Annotated in this window: 13 protein-coding genes and 4 tRNA genes; 11 read left to right on the top strand and 6 right to left on the bottom strand. The window is 55.5% G+C overall.

Translation table 11 applies throughout. The features are described 5' to 3' along the window. The first annotated feature begins 61 nt into the window (after window positions 1-61). From CQ011_RS06050 to gabT, 3 genes are all read left to right on the top strand, one after another. Window positions 62-1,660 (top strand): sodium-dependent transporter, encoded by a 1,599-nt coding sequence (locus tag CQ011_RS06050; RefSeq protein ID WP_105675610.1) that lies wholly within the window; start codon window positions 62-64, stop codon window positions 1,658-1,660. A gap of 2 nt (window positions 1,661-1,662) precedes the next feature. Then, window positions 1,663-1,803: a methionine/alanine import family NSS transporter small subunit gene (locus tag CQ011_RS06045; RefSeq protein ID WP_105675607.1), complete on the top strand. Its 141-nt coding sequence runs from the start codon at window positions 1,663-1,665 to the stop codon at window positions 1,801-1,803. Window positions 1,804-1,996: 193 nt separating this feature from the next. Further along, complete coding sequence (gene gabT / locus CQ011_RS06040; protein ID WP_181148006.1) at window positions 1,997-3,337, top strand: 4-aminobutyrate--2-oxoglutarate transaminase; 1,341 nt, start codon at window positions 1,997-1,999, stop codon at window positions 3,335-3,337. A 71-nt stretch (window positions 3,338-3,408) separates the two neighbouring features. Here gabT and rarD read toward each other — a convergent pair whose 3' ends face one another. After that, a complete protein-coding gene (rarD, locus tag CQ011_RS06035; RefSeq protein ID WP_105675603.1) occupies window positions 3,409-4,347 on the bottom strand; it encodes an EamA family transporter RarD in 939 nt (312 codons plus the stop codon). Window positions 4,348-4,569: 222 nt separating this feature from the next. On the opposite strand from rarD, the gene htpX reads away from it, so the two are divergent. Beyond that, window positions 4,570-5,433 carry a zinc metalloprotease HtpX gene (gene htpX, locus CQ011_RS06030; RefSeq protein ID WP_105675601.1) on the top strand — a complete coding sequence of 288 codons (864 nt, stop codon included), beginning with the start codon at window positions 4,570-4,572 and terminating at the stop codon, window positions 5,431-5,433. A gap of 89 nt (window positions 5,434-5,522) precedes the next feature. Here htpX and CQ011_RS06025 read toward each other — a convergent pair whose 3' ends face one another. Continuing rightward, complete coding sequence (locus CQ011_RS06025; protein ID WP_096256959.1) at window positions 5,523-6,011, bottom strand: YajQ family cyclic di-GMP-binding protein; 489 nt, start codon at window positions 6,009-6,011, stop codon at window positions 5,523-5,525. A 165-nt stretch (window positions 6,012-6,176) separates the two neighbouring features. Between CQ011_RS06025 and CQ011_RS06020 the strand changes: the two genes are divergently transcribed. Next, a tRNA-Tyr gene (locus tag CQ011_RS06020) sits at window positions 6,177-6,258 on the top strand. A gap of 142 nt (window positions 6,259-6,400) precedes the next feature. Continuing rightward, complete coding sequence (trxA, locus tag CQ011_RS06015; RefSeq protein WP_096257081.1) at window positions 6,401-6,772, top strand: thioredoxin; 372 nt, start codon at window positions 6,401-6,403, stop codon at window positions 6,770-6,772. Between the two features lie 31 nt (window positions 6,773-6,803). On the opposite strand, the gene CQ011_RS06010 is transcribed toward trxA, so the two are convergent. Next, entirely contained in the window at window positions 6,804-7,805 is a 1,002-nt protein-coding gene (locus CQ011_RS06010; protein WP_146112573.1) for a DNA-3-methyladenine glycosylase family protein, read from the bottom strand. Window positions 7,806-7,880: 75 nt separating this feature from the next. Here CQ011_RS06010 and CQ011_RS06005 point away from each other — a divergent pair, with 75 nt between their 5' ends. Together CQ011_RS06005 and CQ011_RS06000 are read left to right on the top strand one after the other, a co-directional pair. Next, entirely contained in the window at window positions 7,881-9,245 is a 1,365-nt protein-coding gene (locus CQ011_RS06005; protein WP_105675597.1) for a cystathionine beta-synthase, read from the top strand. A gap of 27 nt (window positions 9,246-9,272) precedes the next feature. Next, window positions 9,273-10,430, top strand: coding sequence for a cystathionine gamma-synthase (locus tag CQ011_RS06000; RefSeq protein ID WP_096256957.1), 1,158 nt, complete (start codon window positions 9,273-9,275; stop codon window positions 10,428-10,430). A 65-nt stretch (window positions 10,431-10,495) separates the two neighbouring features. On the opposite strand, the gene CQ011_RS05995 is transcribed toward CQ011_RS06000, so the two are convergent. Continuing rightward, entirely contained in the window at window positions 10,496-10,906 is a 411-nt protein-coding gene (locus tag CQ011_RS05995) for a hypothetical protein (protein WP_105675595.1), read from the bottom strand. A gap of 333 nt (window positions 10,907-11,239) precedes the next feature. Here CQ011_RS05995 and CQ011_RS05990 point away from each other — a divergent pair, with 333 nt between their 5' ends. Continuing rightward, the gene (locus tag CQ011_RS05990) at window positions 11,240-13,147 is read left to right on the top strand and encodes a DEAD/DEAH box helicase (protein WP_105675593.1); all 1,908 of its coding nucleotides are present in this window, start codon (window positions 11,240-11,242) and stop codon (window positions 13,145-13,147) included. A 322-nt stretch (window positions 13,148-13,469) separates the two neighbouring features. Here the strand turns inward: CQ011_RS05990 and CQ011_RS05985 are convergent, their stop codons facing one another. Together CQ011_RS05985 and CQ011_RS05980 are read right to left on the bottom strand one after the other, a co-directional pair. Then, entirely contained in the window at window positions 13,470-14,900 is a 1,431-nt protein-coding gene (locus tag CQ011_RS05985) for an HNH endonuclease (RefSeq protein ID WP_105675591.1), read from the bottom strand. Window positions 14,901-15,059: 159 nt separating this feature from the next. Then, window positions 15,060-15,131: transfer RNA gene (locus tag CQ011_RS05980), tRNA-Thr, on the bottom strand. Window positions 15,132-15,542: 411 nt separating this feature from the next. Here CQ011_RS05980 and CQ011_RS05975 point away from each other — a divergent pair. Both CQ011_RS05975 and CQ011_RS05970 read left to right on the top strand, forming a co-directional pair. Continuing rightward, window positions 15,543-15,614 (top strand) — tRNA-Thr (locus tag CQ011_RS05975). A 47-nt stretch (window positions 15,615-15,661) separates the two neighbouring features. After that, window positions 15,662-15,735 (top strand) — tRNA-Met (locus tag CQ011_RS05970). The last annotated feature ends 56 nt before the right edge of the window (window positions 15,736-15,791 follow it).

Here is a 15,791-nt window from a genome sequence, read left to right as displayed (position 1 = left end):
TACTGGACATTGTTATCAAAAAATTGCCCATAATGTGAACTATTTAGGCTAGTTTAGTGCCATGAGCACTCCATCTTTGAAAAAGGGCGCTCCACTCGCTGAAGGCAAGCGCGAGACATTCTCGTCACGCAAGCTTTTTATCCTCTCGGCGATTGGTTCAGCCGTTGGTCTGGGAAACATCTGGCGTTTCCCCTATGTCGCCTACGAAAACGGCGGCGGCGCATTCCTAATCCCATACCTAGTTGCAATTCTTTGTGCGGGTATTCCACTGCTATTTTTGGACTACTCGATCGGCCACCGCTACCGCGGCTCAGCTCCGCTGGCGTACCGCCGCGCTAACCGCAAAGCAGAAGTGCTTGGTTGGTGGCAGGTTCTCATCTGCTTCGTGATCGCGATCTACTACGCGGCAATTATCGCGTGGGCTGCTATGTACTGCTGGTTCTCCATCACGAAGGCTTGGGGCGACGATGCCGCGACCTTCTTCATGGAAGATTTCTTGCAGGTTGCCCCAGAGGCCGGTGTCTCCTTGGATATCGTCGGTGGCGTCTTCGGACCGATGCTTGGCGTATGGCTCGTTGCGATCATCATCATGGTGGCCGGGGTCAACAAGGGCATCTCGCGTGCCAACGGTATCTTCATGCCGTTGCTAATCGTGATGTTCCTGATCCTCGTAGTTCAGTCGGTCTTCCTGCCTGGCGCAATTGACGGTCTGAACGCATTCTTCACCCCGAACTTCGAAGCATTGGCGAACCCTGGCGTCTGGGCTGCGGCCTTTGGTCACATCTTCTTCTCGCTGTCCGTAGCCTTCGGCATCATGGTCACTTACTCCTCCTACATGAAGCGCAAGAGTGACCTGACCGGTTCGGGTTACGTTGTAGCTTTCGCTAACTCCAGCTTCGAATTGCTTGCAGGTATCGGTGTCTTCGCAGCTCTTGGCTTCATGGCATACAACGCGAACTCCGCGGTTGGCGATGTTGCCACCAGTGGTATCGGACTAGCGTTTATCGCCTTCCCAACCATCGTCTCGGCCGCACCATTTGGTTCGGTCATCGGTGTGCTGTTCTTCGGCTCCCTGGTCTTCGCGGGGTTGACCTCGTTGATCTCGATCCTTGAGGTGATCGTTGCCGCGTTCCAGGACAAGCTGGGCTGGAACCGCAAGTCCGCCACTTTGGTGGTTACCCTTCCGGTGGCGTTTATCTCGATGGTTCTCTTCCCGACAACCACGGGTCTCTATCTGCTGGACACCATGGACGCGTTCGTGAACCAGTTCGGCATCCTTGCCTGTGCATTGGTTATCGTGATTGTCTTCGGTGCAGGTCTTGGCATGCTGCCACGTTTGGCTAAGCACCTGAACCGTCACAGCTCGATCAAGTTGGGTACCGGCTGGATGGTTCTGGTTGGCGGTGTGGGCCCGGCCGCGCTGGGTTACATGCTGATCAATGAAGTCCAGACTAAAATCTCCGAGTCTTACTCGGGCTACCCGGTCTGGTTCAACGGAGTCTTTGGTTGGGGCATGGCTGGTGCGCTGATTGTTGGTGCTGTATTGATGTCCTTCATCCCATGGAGCAAGAAGTCTAAGCTGAATGATCCTGAATTTGAGGAACACCAGCAAAAAGTCGAGGCAGAAGAGTTGCCTGACCCAGTTGGAAAGGAGTACTAGCCATGAGTGGAATCGCAATTACCTTCATGATCATCTCCATGCTGACCATTTGGGGCGGCTTGGCGCTAAGTCTGTGGAATCTATCCCGTCATCCTGAGAAACAGGACGATGATGTAGAGCTCGCCCCAACGGGTAACGAGTAACCACAAAGTCATCTGGTCTCCACCCCGCAAATCCTAGATTTGTGGGGTGGAGACCTTTCTTGTGCAAGTGCACTATGAAGATAGTTCATTTTTGTGCCGGTATTGGTAGATCGATACGAATCCCGGCCATAGTGTTCTATTTAGAGTCATACCGGCCGAAACAGAGCCGGTTATTTTTTTGAAAGGAATCACGGTGGACGTTACTTACCGCATTGAGCAGAAGCGCCAGATCAATGGCGCCTTCCCAGGTCCAAAGTCCCAGGCACTGGCCGCCCGCCGTGCCAAGGCAGTCGCAGCCGGCGTTGCCTCTAGCCTGCCGGTCTACGCAGCCGATGTAGACGGTGGAATCATCGTTGACGTGGACGGAAATCAGCTCATCGACCTCGGCTCGGGTATCGCGGTTACCACCGTCGGTGCGTCGAACCCAGCGGTAGCCAAGGCAGTTGCCGAGCAGGCAGCTCGATTCACCCACACTTGCTTCATGGTGGCACCGTACGAGAACTACATCGAGTTGGCCGAGAAGCTAGCGACGATCACTCCGGGCCACTTTGAAAAGCGCGCAGTATTCTTCAACTCCGGCGCCGAAGCCGTTGAAAACGCGATCAAGGTCGCTCGCGTAGCCACCGGACGCCAGGCAGTGGTGGCTTTTGACCACGCCTATCACGGCCGAACGAACCTCACCATGGGTCTGACTGCCAAGGCAGCCCCTTACAAGCGTGGATTCGGCCCACTGGCTCCAGAGATCTACCGGATGCCAATGAGCTACCCATACCGCGAAGAAAACCCAAACATCTCAGGTAAAGAGGCCGCAGAGCGCGCAATCTTGGCCATGGAGAAGCAGATCGGCGGAGATCAGATCGCCGCGATCATCATCGAACCAATCCAGGGCGAGGGTGGCTTCATCGTTCCCGCCACTGGCTTCCTGCCACGCGTGGCAGAGTGGGCCAAGGAAAACGGTATCGTGTTCATCGCTGACGAAGTCCAGGCAGGCTTCGCCCGCTCGGGCGCATGGTTCGCCTCGGACATCGAAGGTATCGAACCAGATCTGGTAACCGTGGCAAAGGGCATCGCTGGCGGTATGCCACTATCTGGCCTGATCGGTCGCGCCGAACTATTGGACTCGGTCCATGGTGGCGGACTGGGCGGCACCTACGGTGGCAACCCGGTGGCCGTGGCTGCAGCGCTAGAGAGCATCAAGTTCATGGAAGAGCAGGATCTGGCCGGGCGTGCCCGCCAGATCGAAGAGCAGTTCTTCACTCGCTTTGGTGCAATCCAGAAGGAAGTCTCCGCACTAGGTGACATCCGTGGACGTGGCGCAATGGTTGCCATTGAATTCGTCAAGGCCGGTGGCAAGGAACCAGACGCCGCACTGACCAAGAAGATCGCAGAGGAATGTCTCGCAGAAGGCGTTCTGATCCTCACCTGCGGTACCTACGGCAACGTAGTGCGCCTGCTCCCACCATTGGTGATCAGTGACGAGCTGCTCGGCGAAGCCTTTGACGTTCTCGAAGCGGCAATCCGCAAGCACGCTTAGTTCGTAAATAAATAACACTGGGGCTGGTTCATCAATGAACCAGCCCCAGTGTTATTTAAGGAATCTGTTGATCAGCTGACTTTTTTGGGTTCGGGCCCCGGGCCAACGCGCGGGGTTCGAACCATATCCAAAACAATGAGTATTACCGCCACCCAGACCAGCGCGAAGCCTATCCAACGTTCTGCCGGCATCGACTCGCTGAAGACCAGTAGGCCGAGGAAGAACTGCATAATCGGTGCCAAGAACTGCAAGGAACCCAAGGTACTTAGCGGAAGACGCCGGGCCGCCCCACCAAAGAGCAATAGCGGTACCGCCGTGATAATGCCACTGACTGCAAGCAAGGCAAAGGTTGGCACGTTGACGGAGGTAAACACCGAGGTGCCGTGGAGCATCGTCCAGCCCAAGAAAATGAGCGATAGCGGGGTCAGCAGTAGCGTTTCCATGGTGAGCGCACCCAAAGCGGTTCCACTTTTGCCGACCTGATTTTTGACCAGTCCATAAAATCCAAAGGAAAAAGCCAAGCCCAAGGAGATCCAGGGGACCCGGCCCAAGCCGACCGTCAACACGATGACTGCCAGTGCGGCAACGGCCAAGGAGAGCCACTGCAGGCGACTGAGCTTTTCCTTCAAGACGATCACGCCCAGGACAATCGCGACGATGGGGTTGATGAAGTACCCTAACGAAGCCTCTAAAACGTGGCCGGTGAGTACCGCAAAGGCGTACAGCGTCCAGTTCACTGCAATCAAAACGCTGGCAAGGCCGAGCCGGCCCACCGTTTTGCCGTCCTTGAACATGCTGATGAACAAGCGAATCTGTTTGGTGACTAGCAACAACAAAAAACAGAAGATCAACGAGAAAACGACCCGCACAGCAACAAATTCAAAGGCTGAGATCTGCGGTAAAAACAGGAAGTACAGGGGGAGTAGCCCCCAAATGAGGTACGCTGCGGTGCCTTGGATCAGGCCCAAGGAATGTTCGGAGCGAACTGGTTTATTGCTGCCGGAACTCATTAGTTATTCGTGTCTACTTCCGCCATGTCATGAAGGGTTCACGCGATCCGCGCACCCGCGCTTTATGTGTTGATCGTATGTCCCCTAGTGCCTCACCGTCACACTAGGTGATAGTAGTCACCTTAGGGCCCGCACAACGACTTATCGGGGAACAATCCCTTCGGGCCGGTCGTTCAAATACACTAAAGGTATCGGGATTACGGACACGGGGAGTGGACCTAAGTGCATAAACATAACAATGGTTTTAAGACTGCGCTATTGCTCGGCGGCATGTTCGCCCTGCTGCTTGCGCTTGGCTCGCTCATTTCTGTCGGCAGCGGCAATAGTTCCTTTATCTGGATCTTTGCGCTGATTGGTCTGGGCACCACTGCCTACGGCTATTGGAACAGCGATAAGATCGCGTTGCGCTCTATGCAGGCCTACCCGGTCACCGAGGCAGACCAGCCAGGCATGTACCGTATCGTTCGCGAGCTGTCGATTAACGCTCAACAGCCGATGCCGCGCCTCTATGTATCGCCAACTACCTCACCCAATGCCTTTGCCACCGGACGTAACCCGGAAAACGCCGCGGTCTGCTGCACGGAGGGGATCTTGCAGCTGCTCGATGAGCGGGAGCTACGCGGGGTTCTAGGCCACGAACTCATGCACGTCTATAACCGTGACATCCTTACCTCTTCGGTGGCCGCCGCGGTGGCCGGCGTCATTACTTCTGTCGCACAGTTCATGCTGTTCTTCGGCGGACGCGATAACCGCAACGTTAATCCCATCGCGTTGATTGCGATGTCCTTGCTGGCCCCGCTGGCTGCCTCGATGATTCAAATGGCAGTCAGCCGTACCCGCGAGTTCGACGCGGACGAGGACGGTGCCAAGCTCACCGGTGACCCGCTGGCGCTCGCCAGTGCGCTGCGCCGCTTGGAGTCGGGAATCAGCGCCGCCCCGCTGGCACCTCAGGATCAGAAGCTGGTCAACAGCTCACACCTGATGATCGCTAACCCATTCGGTTCGCGCCTGAAGCAGATGTTCTCCACACACCCATCGATGGATGACCGGGTGGCGCGGCTCGAAGCGATGTCACGCGGCCAGTAACTGCTTGTGAAACACGAAAGAGCGTCGTTGCCAATAATGGCAACGACGCTCTTTGCACGTGAGGCTCAGTAGCCCTACGCGGTGCGTGTTTAGCGGAAGTTCACAAACTGTAAGTCTGCTTCGTCGAAGCCGCGCAGCAGGGTCATCGTGGCCTGCAGGTCGTCGCGGGACTTTGAAGATACGCGCAGCTCATCACCCTGAATGGTGGACTTAACTCCCTTAGGAGCCTCATCGCGAATGAGCTTGTTGATCTTCTTGGCAACATCCTGAGCAATACCTTCAACGATGGATGCTTCGATGCGGTATTCCTTGCCTGAAGCGTAAGGCTCGCCGGCATCTAAGGACTTCAGGGAGATGTTGCGCTTGACCAGCTTGGACTGGAAGACGTCCAGTACAGCCTTGACGCGCTCTTCAGAGTTCGCCTTCATCAGGATCTTCTCGCCGCTGAAATCAACTTCTGCGCCGATGCCCTTGAAGTCGTATCGCTGGACGATTTCCTTCTGAGCCTGGTTCATTGCGTTGGCGACTTCTTGACTGTCTACCTTGCTGACAACATCAAATGTGGAATCGCTAGCCATGTGATTTCTCCTTGGTGTTCTACGGGTCCAATTCGCTTCATAGCCTACCGGTTTAGCGGCGAGAATTTCGGCTGTGATCAGGCTTACATCAAAAATGCACCTCTCGATTTCACAAGCTACAAAAACTCCTGTAGAGTTATTTCTCGTTCCGACGTGAACAAACATGGCAGATTACCCGAGTGGCCAAAGGGGGCTGACTGTAAATCAGCTGGCAACGCCTTCACTGGTTCGAATCCAGTATCTGCCACAGATAACTCCCAGATCGAAAGATCTGGGAGTTTTTTGCATCCCGGAGAACATTGCTTAAAAGTCGCGATTTTCGGGCTTTTCTACTGCGTCCAATGTCTCCAAGATACGTACTTGCGGATAAATTCGGATACCGTGTAGGCATGGCAACTAAAAATGTGAGCGAAGCAGAATTCGCCCAGCTGATTGCAGACAATGACATTGTGCTCGTTGATTTCTGGGCAGCGTGGTGCGGTCCTTGCCGTCAGTTCGCCCCGGTTTATGAGCAGACTTCGGAAAAATTCCAGGATGTCGTGTTCGCCAAGGTTGATACCGAAGCGGAGCAGGGTTTGGCGCGAGCAGCGAACGTAACCTCGATTCCTACCGTGATGGCGTTCCGTGAAAAGGTCCTCGTCTTCTCGCAGCCAGGTGTTTTGAACCAGGCTCAGCTTGAAGATCTAGTCACCGCCGTGAAAGGCATCGATATGTCTGAGGTACACGCACAAATCGCCGAGGAAGCTGCACAGGCGGAGTAATCCACTAAGCACTACTAATAGCTTCGGGCTGCTAACGACCTCGGTGATCTAATGGGGCGTAGCGTGGCCCGAAGCTTTGTTTTTTCTGTCCCGAAAGCTGTAGTAGCCGGATCACTCGTTGTCGATGATCCGAAAAGGGTCGAAGAAGTTCAAGCATCTTCAGATCATCAACCCGGCGCCCAATGAGTACTTGGCCAACAAAACCAGCTAGATGGTAATCGCCAACGGAAATATGGTCGGGTGAGCCATGGGAACGTTGCAACGTTTCGGCCACAGTCCACGGACCGACGCCCGGTAAAGATAGCAGCGCTGACTCAATCGTTCCCGCACCTGTTGTATGAGGCTTTTGTGCTTTCAGATTTTTGCCAGCCCACCATTCTAAACGGCTCGCCGCCACCGCAAGTCGGCCTAGGGTTTGCGCGCGTTGCTGTTCGACTCGGGCGGTCTGCCAATCCCACCTTTTGAGTTTTGCAAGTTCTTCGGGACGCGGAAAAAGCATGAGCCCCTGCGGTGCCGGCCCCGGAGCCGGACGTCCCTGGTGGCGGATCAACCAACGCCAGGCATAGTTCGCTTCGATGCCGGTGACTCGTTGTTCGAGGATGGCCCCGGCGGCGTGCTCAAAAATTCTATTGGTTCGCGGTAGCGCCAGATCGCGGTGTAGTACACGTTGACGCTGGACTAGCTCGGGTAAGCAAGAGAAAAATTCCGGCTCATCAAAGCCTGACCAATCATCGGCTGCACCTAAGAGATCCGGTGCATGCTTGATGGCCCAAGGAGCTCCAGCGCCCCACGCCTCAAATTGTGCGGCGGCGTTTAATGAGGGTTTAGTGATGTGTAAGGTGGCATCGCCGTGCTCGGTGGCGAAGGCCAGCCAGGCTTCGGTTTCGGCTAACCGAATCGTCGGGTCGCTCAGACCGCGCCGGAGATTCCCTAACGACTTCTGCAGACTTACCGGACGCTGTGGATCGTAAGATCCGGTTATTGCATCGAAGTGCATACGCCCTGAAACCTTCCGCTCAGTAACATTTCCCATACTTTCACGCTATTGCATGACGCAAAGCTACGTACCGCCACGACATGTGTGACAAGCGCCGGTAAAGTTCTTGACATGAAGTATGCGTCTACAGTTCTAGATCTGATTGGCAACACGCCACTCGTCAAACTCAATCGGGTGACCGACGGTATCAAAGCCACCGTGCTGGTCAAGCTGGAATACCTGAACCCGGGTGGTTCTATCAAGGATCGCATTTCCTTGAAGATGGTTGAGCGTGCCGAGCAAAGCGGCGAACTGAAGCCCGGCGGAACTATCGTCGAACCAACCAGTGGCAACACCGGTGTGGGGTTGGCAATGGTCGGACAGCTCAAGGGATACAAAACAATTTTTGTCACCCCCGACAAGGTGGGCGAAGAAAAACGCGATGTATTGCGAGCCTACGGTGCCGAGGTAGTGGTGACGCCTACGGCGGTCGCTCCAGAATCTGAAGAATCCTATTACGGCGTCTCGGACCGACTGGTCCGCGAGATCGACGGCGCATACAAGCCAGACCAGTTTTCGAATCCGGCAGCTCCAGATAGCCACTTCGAATCAACCGGCCCAGAAATCTGGAATGATACCGATGGCAAACTCACCCACGTAGTCATTGGCGCCGGCACCGGAGGCACGATCACCGGAACCGGCCGTTACCTGAAGCAAATATCTGCTGACCGAGCCAGCGGCCCGGTCAAGGTGATAGCCGCAGACCCAGATGGTTCGGTGTACTCCGGTGGTACCGGACGCCCATACTTTGTCGAAGGTGTCGGCGAGGATATGTGGCCAGGCAACTACGATCCGGCGGTGCCCGATGTGGTGGAGCCAGTCAACGACGCAGAATCCTTCGCGATGACGCGCCGTCTGGCCAAAGAAGAAGGACTGCTCCTTGGCGGCTCGTCGGGCATGGCGATCGTCGCGGCGCTGCGTGTGGCTCAACACCTGAGCGAAGACGACGTCGTGGTGGTCATTGCCCCCGACGGCGGACGCGGCTACCTAGCAAAGATCTTCAATGACTCATGGATGCTTGCCCAAGGCTTCACCGGAGAAGAAAATACGCAGCTGGCACAGATTGCTCGTGCGTTGGCCACTCAGCCGCAGCCAACGGTCAGCGCAGAAACTACTCTGGCGCAAGCGGCAAAACTGCTGCGCGAGTCCGGAGCCGAAGCACTAGTGGTTGGCACCGCGCAGTTACCTGCACGCATCGGAGAGATCCGCGCGGTGATCGGTGCAGCCACGCTCACCGACGCCCTGTTGGCCGGCGCCGAAGCGTCCAGCACCTTAGCTGAGCTCGAACAGCTTCCCATCCCACTACTGGGCGTCGGCGAAAGCCTAGAACGTGCCCAAGAACTACTTGCCACGCACCCGGCGGTCTTGTTGACCGACGGTGGCGAAATTCAGGCCGCGCTGAGCGCGTCGGACCTGCTGGCCTACGTAACCCGCTAAACATTGACTCAACAGGACAGGAACGTCATGACCGAAAACATTCAGGGATCAAACACTCGTTTCGTACACGCCGGACAGGAATTTGAACCGCACACCGGCGCCGTCGTCCCACCAGTACACTTCTCCACCACGTATGCGCAGGAAGCCATTGGCAAGCTGCGCAACGGCTACGAATACGGCCGCGGAACCAACCCGACCCGTGACTCGCTGCAGGCTCAGCTCGCCGGTGCCGAACTTGGCAAGCACGCTTTTTCCTTCAGCTCCGGTCTGGCCGCCGAAGATTCACTGATCCGTGCAATCCTGCGCCCAGGCGATCACATCGTCTTGGGCAACGACGCCTACGGTGGATCCTTCCGACTCATTGACCGCGTCCTTGGTGCGTGGGGCATCGGCAACACCCCGGTAGACATGTCCAATGAGCAGGCATTAACCGCCGCCATTGAAAAGAACAAGGCCAAGTTGGTTTGGGTTGAGACACCATCTAACCCAATGATGACCATCACCGACATTGCGAAGGTCGCACAGATCGCTCACGCTGCCGGCGCGTTGCTGGTCGTTGACAACACCTTCGCCAGCCCGTTCCTGCAGCAGCCGCTGACCTTGGGTGCAGATATCGTGGTGCACTCCACGACCAAGTACATTGGTGGGCACTCGGACGTTGTGGGTGGAGCGGTCATCGTGAAGGATGATGAGCTGGCCGAGAAGATCGGGTTCATTCAATTTGCCGTAGGTGCCGTCTCTGGCCCGATGGATGCCTTCTTGACCACTCGTGGTCTGAAGACTCTGGGTGTTCGCATGCGCGCGCACAACGAAAACGCTGAAAAGGTGGCTCACTGGCTACGCGAACGCAAGGAAGTAGAGCGCGTGCTCTACCCAGGCTTCGAAGATCACCCGGGTCACGACATTGCCAAGAAGCAGATGAGCGGCTTTGGTGGCATGGTCTCCGTACAGTTCTCCGGTGGCGAGGCTGCTGCGCGTAAGATCGCCGAAAGCACCAAGCTGTTCACCCTGGCAGAATCCCTGGGCGGCATTGAATCGCTGATGAACTACCCATCGGAGATGACCCACGCCTCGGTCAAGGGCACCGAGCTGGCAGTTCCGGTAAACCTACTTCGTTTGTCGGTAGGTATCGAAGATGTTGCGGATCTGATCGATGATTTGGATCGTGCCTTCGGCGCGTTGTAAGCCTTAAACACTGCGGGGCTCGTGAACCATCTGGTTCACGAGCCCCGCAGTGGTTAACGCCGGTGTTATTTTTTACTAGCTTTCGGCGAGGTGAGCTTGAAGTATTTGATACTTGCCGGGGTCCACATCAACAACACCGCGAGAAGCACCACCGCGGCGAGGATTGAGTAACGGCCCATGCGCAACAAGGTGGGTAGGGCCGCGATGAGGCCAATCCAGGTCAGCTGCGCGCGTGCCGAGCGTTCACCCTTCCACAGCCGTACGGCTAAGAAACAGATCGCTATTCCGGCCACGGCCAAGAGCACTACCAGCGCCAGCGGACCAAGATCTAGCGGGTGAACTTCGAAGACATCGAAGGCTAGATTCGCGGCGAAGCCTAAAAAGAGCACCCCGGCCAAGATCCAAACGAACCGGGAAATGCGCAAGGCGCCGGGTGCTGGCAGGGTGTTTGGCGGGGGAGTTACGGGCTTTTTCACGTCTCCCAGCCTAGCGCCAAGAGCTAGTTTTACGGCCCACTTTGCAAGCGGTGCCCGAACTCACACAACTCTCACGCTGACAAATGAGCCTACTTGTCGATAGTATTAGGTGTTCGCGAACATCAGGGTTTCCTTGCATCTAGCCCAATTTTTGAGGCAAGAGCCTTCTCGTGTTGTATTTCTTCCGCCAAGTGTGTGCGCGGTTTTTATGTCATAGGGGAGCGCTTGATGAGCGTGAGTAGTTTTCTTACTGTGTAGCCTATGCGTCGTTCTTAAATTGGGGACGGGTAGGCCTTCCCCAAACGAATGAGGTAATTCTTCGTGTCATCAGACATGCCCGTAAACACCAATGACGAAAAGACCACCGAAGAGCCGACCGTGCTTTTCAGCGAACTTGGTCTTGACGCCCGAGTGCTTGCAGCACTAGCCGACCTAGGCTACGAGAAGCCATCGCCAATCCAGGCAGCCACCATCCCACTGCTTCTTGAAGGCCGTGACGTAGTTGGTCTGGCACAGACCGGTACCGGTAAGACCGCAGCCTTCGCGCTGCCGGCACTGTCCCGCATGGCTGAGCTTGCAGACCTTAACGGTCCAGCTCGCACCCCACAGATCCTGGTTCTAGCTCCAACTCGCGAGCTGGCTCTTCAGGTTGCTGAGGCTTTCACTTCTTACGCCAAGTACCTGAGCGACTTCACCGTCCTTCCGGTATACGGTGGCTCGCCATACGGACCACAGCTCAACGGACTGCGCCGCGGCGCACAGGTTGTTGTCGGTACCCCAGGCCGCGTCATCGACCACATCAACAAGGGTTCCTTGGACCTGTCCAACCTTCAGTACGTAGTACTGGATGAGGCTGACGAAATGCTTCGCATGGGCTTCGCCGAAGAGGTCGACAAGATCTTGGAGTCGACTCCAAAGGACAAGCAGGTTGCACTGTTCTCCGCAACCATGCCACGTACCATTCGTCGCATCGCTGCCGAATACCTGCGTAACCCACAGGAAGTTTCGGTCAAGTCGAACACCTCGACCGGCACCAACATCACCCAGCGTTACCTGCAGGTTATGGGAGCTCACAAGCTCGATGCCATGACTCGTATCCTGGAATCCGAGCCTTTTGAAGGCGTTATCGCCTTCGTTCGTACCAAGATGGCTACCGAAGATCTTGCCGACAAGCTGAAGGCTCGGGGCTTCACCGCCGCAGCCATCAACGGTGACATCCCACAGCAGCAGCGTGAGCGCACCGTCGAGAACCTGCGTTCGGGCAAGATCGATATCTTGGTCGCAACCGACGTGGCTGCTCGTGGCCTTGACGTGGAACGCATCTCCCACGTCATCAACTACGACATCCCACACGACACCGAGTCCTACGTGCACCGCATTGGCCGTACCGGCCGTGCAGGCCGCACCGGCGACGCGATCCTCTTCATGACCCCACGCGAGAAGTACCTACTGCGTGCGATTGAAAAGGCTACCCGCCAGCCAGTGACTCAGATGCAGCTTCCTTCCCTGGACACGGTCAATGACCGTCGTATCCAGCGTTTCACCGATCGCATCGATCAGACCATCAGTGGTCAGGATCTGAGCACCTTCCGTGAAATCGTGGAGCGTTTTGCTGCAGAGCACGAGGACCTAGATCAGCTTGAAATCGCTGCTGCATTGGCACTGATGGCTCAGGGTGGTCGCCCACTACTGATGACCGAGCCAGTGATCCCACCTTCGAAGAAGGCTCGTATGGACCGCGAAGGCGGACGTGGCGAGCGTGAAGGTGGACGCGGCGAGCGTGCACCACGTGGTCGTAAGACTGCAGCCGAGGGCAACGCAATGTACCGTTTGGCCGTGGGTCGTCAGAACCGCGTTCAGCCGGGCTCCATCGTTGGCGCACTTGCTAACGAAGGCGGCTTCAACTCCTCCGAAATCGGTGGCATTGATATCCGTTCGGATCACACCCTGGTTGAGTTGCCAGCAGAGCTGACCAAGGACCAGTGGCGTGCACTGTCTAACACCCGCATTGGTGGCGAAGCCATCAACCTGGAGCTAGACAACGGTCGCAGCCCAGCTGAAGATTCGGACCGCGGTGGCTACGGCGACCGTAAGCGTTCCGGTGGCTTCGGTGGCGGACGCGGCGGTGGACGTGGCGGCTTCGGCGGTGGCGGCGGACGCGGCGGCTTCGGTGGCGGACGCGGCGGTGGCGAAAAGCGCTTCGGTGGCGGAAACCGTAGTGGCGGACGTCGCGACTACTAAGTCTTAAAACCTAAGAGCACTCCCTTGGATCGTGAAAACGGTATGGGGGAGTGCTTTTTTGTGCCTTAAACCGCGACATAGCCAATGACAGGAAAGTCCGCGCTGAGCCTCCCAACTCAGCCCGGATGAACTCTGAGCCGACTCTCCTCGTTCCAACGCGTGCAGAGGCCACACGTAGCGTCTAACAACGTGTCGGTAAGGGACCCACCGCGGCCGTTGGATAGAGCGGTGATGTCGTCACAAGTCTGATTCAGGGAAGGCATGGTGGTGGAACAGTGCCAGATGCCCACGGAGAAGATAGAGAATCTAGATTCTCTGAGAACTATTCACGCTGCCACCGATATCCATACGGAAGAATCGGCGGGGTGACGTCGCGTACTACTCCCGTTGCTGGTGGTGCCAAGGACTGGTAAATTGCGCCGTCTCCGGGATTGATTCGCATCGAGTGTGGCTGTTCGTGAACCACAATCTCAAACCATCCCGGTTGTTCCTTGGCTAAATTGCACCATTGGCATCTGCCGTCGGCATTTTTTACATTTGTCGGACCACCAAGGTAATGCTGCATCACGTGGTCAACGTTTTCTATGATTCCATCGCAATAAGGAGTCCGGCAATGAACATCTCGGATCTTGATGAATTCCTTCATTGCCGGCGGGAACTCGCGTGCTTTGGAAGCCATGGCAATCAAATCTTGATTTCCAGGGGCGGTATATAACCGCTGGATTTCAGGGAAGGTGAAGATTCGTAACGCCAGATCGTCGTGCTCAGGATACTCATGGAAGTAATCGTTGACCCGTACCTGCGCTCCCGCCACTAGTTCGCGTGCATATTGGGAAGGAATGATCCCGTATCCCGGTAGATTAGCCGGCTCGCGATCACCCATGAGCAAACTTTTATCCGTCATGATCAGTTTAATATCAACGAACAACGGAAGTTTGGGCGGGAAACCCTCAATCTGACTGCAAATCAACATGTCAGCCATCAACTGGTCTTTTGTACGAGGGTCTCCGCTACGACGTAATTCGTTGACTCGCTGCTCGATGGACTTCCACAAGGCAGTGCCTTCTGCGAGCGGGAGCTTGGCGCTGAGCATGACACAATTTTCGCTCTTGCGAAATCGTGAGTAACGCTTCGAGGCTTCATCTTCTGCCTGAAAAGCCTTCGTGGTGCTTTCAAAACGTTCGGTGAACTTGCGCACCGTGTCGCCGATTGCCTTGACGCCTAGCCCTTCAAACATCTCAGGATGTGTCCGAAACAGCTGGTCGAACTCCCTACGATGTTCAGCATTAACTTCTTGCAAAGGGGAGGTAGCGGCGAATATCTGTCGCTCCGAGAGATCGCCGAGATCAAGAGCTAGTAAAAGATTCGGCATATCTTCTACCAGTATCCGACAAGATTTCATGTAGCTTCGAGCACCAGTCGGTGGCTGACGACGGCACATTGCCACAGCAGAAGCAGCACCACGTTCGCTTTCGTCTATGAAGACGCCACGTTCCTCATGGTCGCGAACGACTTCTTTTTCGAAAAGGTAAGCCATCCTTATCTGAGCTGCACAGAAACTAGCTTTGGTGCGTTCCAGCTCATTAAGTGCAGCGGAGTAAGCGGATCTGCCGCCATGGGCAACGATCTGGCTCAGGTTGTCATTAAGTTTTCCCACCAAGGCTTCACAACCTTCATGAAGTCCATTGTCTGGAGGCCACTTCGGAGCCTCGTTTTCGAAGTTATTGCGATCGTCGCATCCGTCTTCGTACATAACTCCATTTTATAGCGTGAGACAGACGTTTTAGAGGTAAATTTTCGACCTGTGGATTACTAGAATTCGAAAGTTTTACCGGTTCTGGCCCTGGCCTAAAAGGGTGTTAAACAAAGCAAGAGGGAGAGAATCTATAAAAGATTCTCTCCCTCTTATCTGAGCCCCCTGCCGGAATCGATCCGGCGACCTCGTTCTTACCAAGAACGCGCTCTACCACTGAGCTAAGGGGGCAACAGATAAATACTTTACACACATTGAAAGGGTTTTCAAAATCGCCCCATGGTGAGTGCCGGATGTCACAAAATCCGATCTCATTAGGCTTTCTGCGCTTCTAAATAGATGTGGCTGCTTGACGGATTTTCGAGAAGTAACGGAAAGTGTTCGTGGCAAAGCTCAACTTTCAATCAGTTGAAGCCTGCATTTGAATCAATAGCCTTCGCATTGCTAAACGAGTGGTGAAGTCTCGGCCAACTTCGTGAGTAGCGTCACTGGCCAAGTTTTCTCTGAACTTCTGAAACTAAGCTCCGGTTCAAAATTCGTATCCGCGCTTGACTTGGCTATATAGGTTATTTGTTGGATTTTAATTCGACGTGGACTGCGATTTTTCTTTGCTGAGAAATCCGTGTAGAGTATTTACTCGTTGCCCCCTTAGCTCAGTGGTAGAGCGCGTTCTTGGTAAGAACGAGGTCGCCGGATCGATTCCGGCAGGGGGCTCTGAGTGGGAAGTCATCTTGGCTTCTACAGGATGGTTTCCCACTTGTGGCGGCGTAGCTCAGCTGGTTAGAGCGCACGACTCATAATCGTGAGGTCCCGGGATCGAGTCCCGGCGCCGCTACCGACAAAAGCCTCGAAAACTCCTAGAGTTTTCGAGGCTTTCTTCGTTAAAATTTG

This window comes from Arthrobacter sp. MYb213, from assembly GCF_002979915.1.
Lineage (GTDB): Bacteria > Actinomycetota > Actinomycetes > Actinomycetales > Micrococcaceae > Glutamicibacter.
Note: the sequence above shows the minus strand (reverse complement) of the source record. Positions and strands in the feature narration are given on the sequence as shown.

Bases quoted from the DNA above. Each gene is read 5' to 3' on its own strand.
- CQ011_RS05985 (WP_105675591.1), bottom strand. From the start codon at position 14,900: ATGTACGAAGACGGATGCGACGATCGCAATAACTTCGAAAACGAGGCT.
- trxA (WP_096257081.1), top strand. From the start codon at position 6,401: ATGGCAACTAAAAATGTGAGCGAAGCAGAATTCGCCCAGCTGATTGCA.
- CQ011_RS05990 (WP_105675593.1), top strand. From the start codon at position 11,240: ATGCCCGTAAACACCAATGACGAAAAGACCACCGAAGAGCCGACCGTG.
- CQ011_RS06050 (WP_105675610.1), top strand. From the start codon at position 62: ATGAGCACTCCATCTTTGAAAAAGGGCGCTCCACTCGCTGAAGGCAAG.
- rarD (WP_105675603.1), bottom strand. From the start codon at position 4,347: ATGAGTTCCGGCAGCAATAAACCAGTTCGCTCCGAACATTCCTTGGGC.
- CQ011_RS06005 (WP_105675597.1), top strand. From the start codon at position 7,881: ATGAAGTATGCGTCTACAGTTCTAGATCTGATTGGCAACACGCCACTC.
- CQ011_RS06000 (WP_096256957.1), top strand. From the start codon at position 9,273: ATGACCGAAAACATTCAGGGATCAAACACTCGTTTCGTACACGCCGGA.
- CQ011_RS06045 (WP_105675607.1), top strand. From the start codon at position 1,663: ATGAGTGGAATCGCAATTACCTTCATGATCATCTCCATGCTGACCATT.
- CQ011_RS06025 (WP_096256959.1), bottom strand. From the start codon at position 6,011: ATGGCTAGCGATTCCACATTTGATGTTGTCAGCAAGGTAGACAGTCAA.
- CQ011_RS06010 (WP_146112573.1), bottom strand. From the start codon at position 7,805: ATGGGAAATGTTACTGAGCGGAAGGTTTCAGGGCGTATGCACTTCGAT.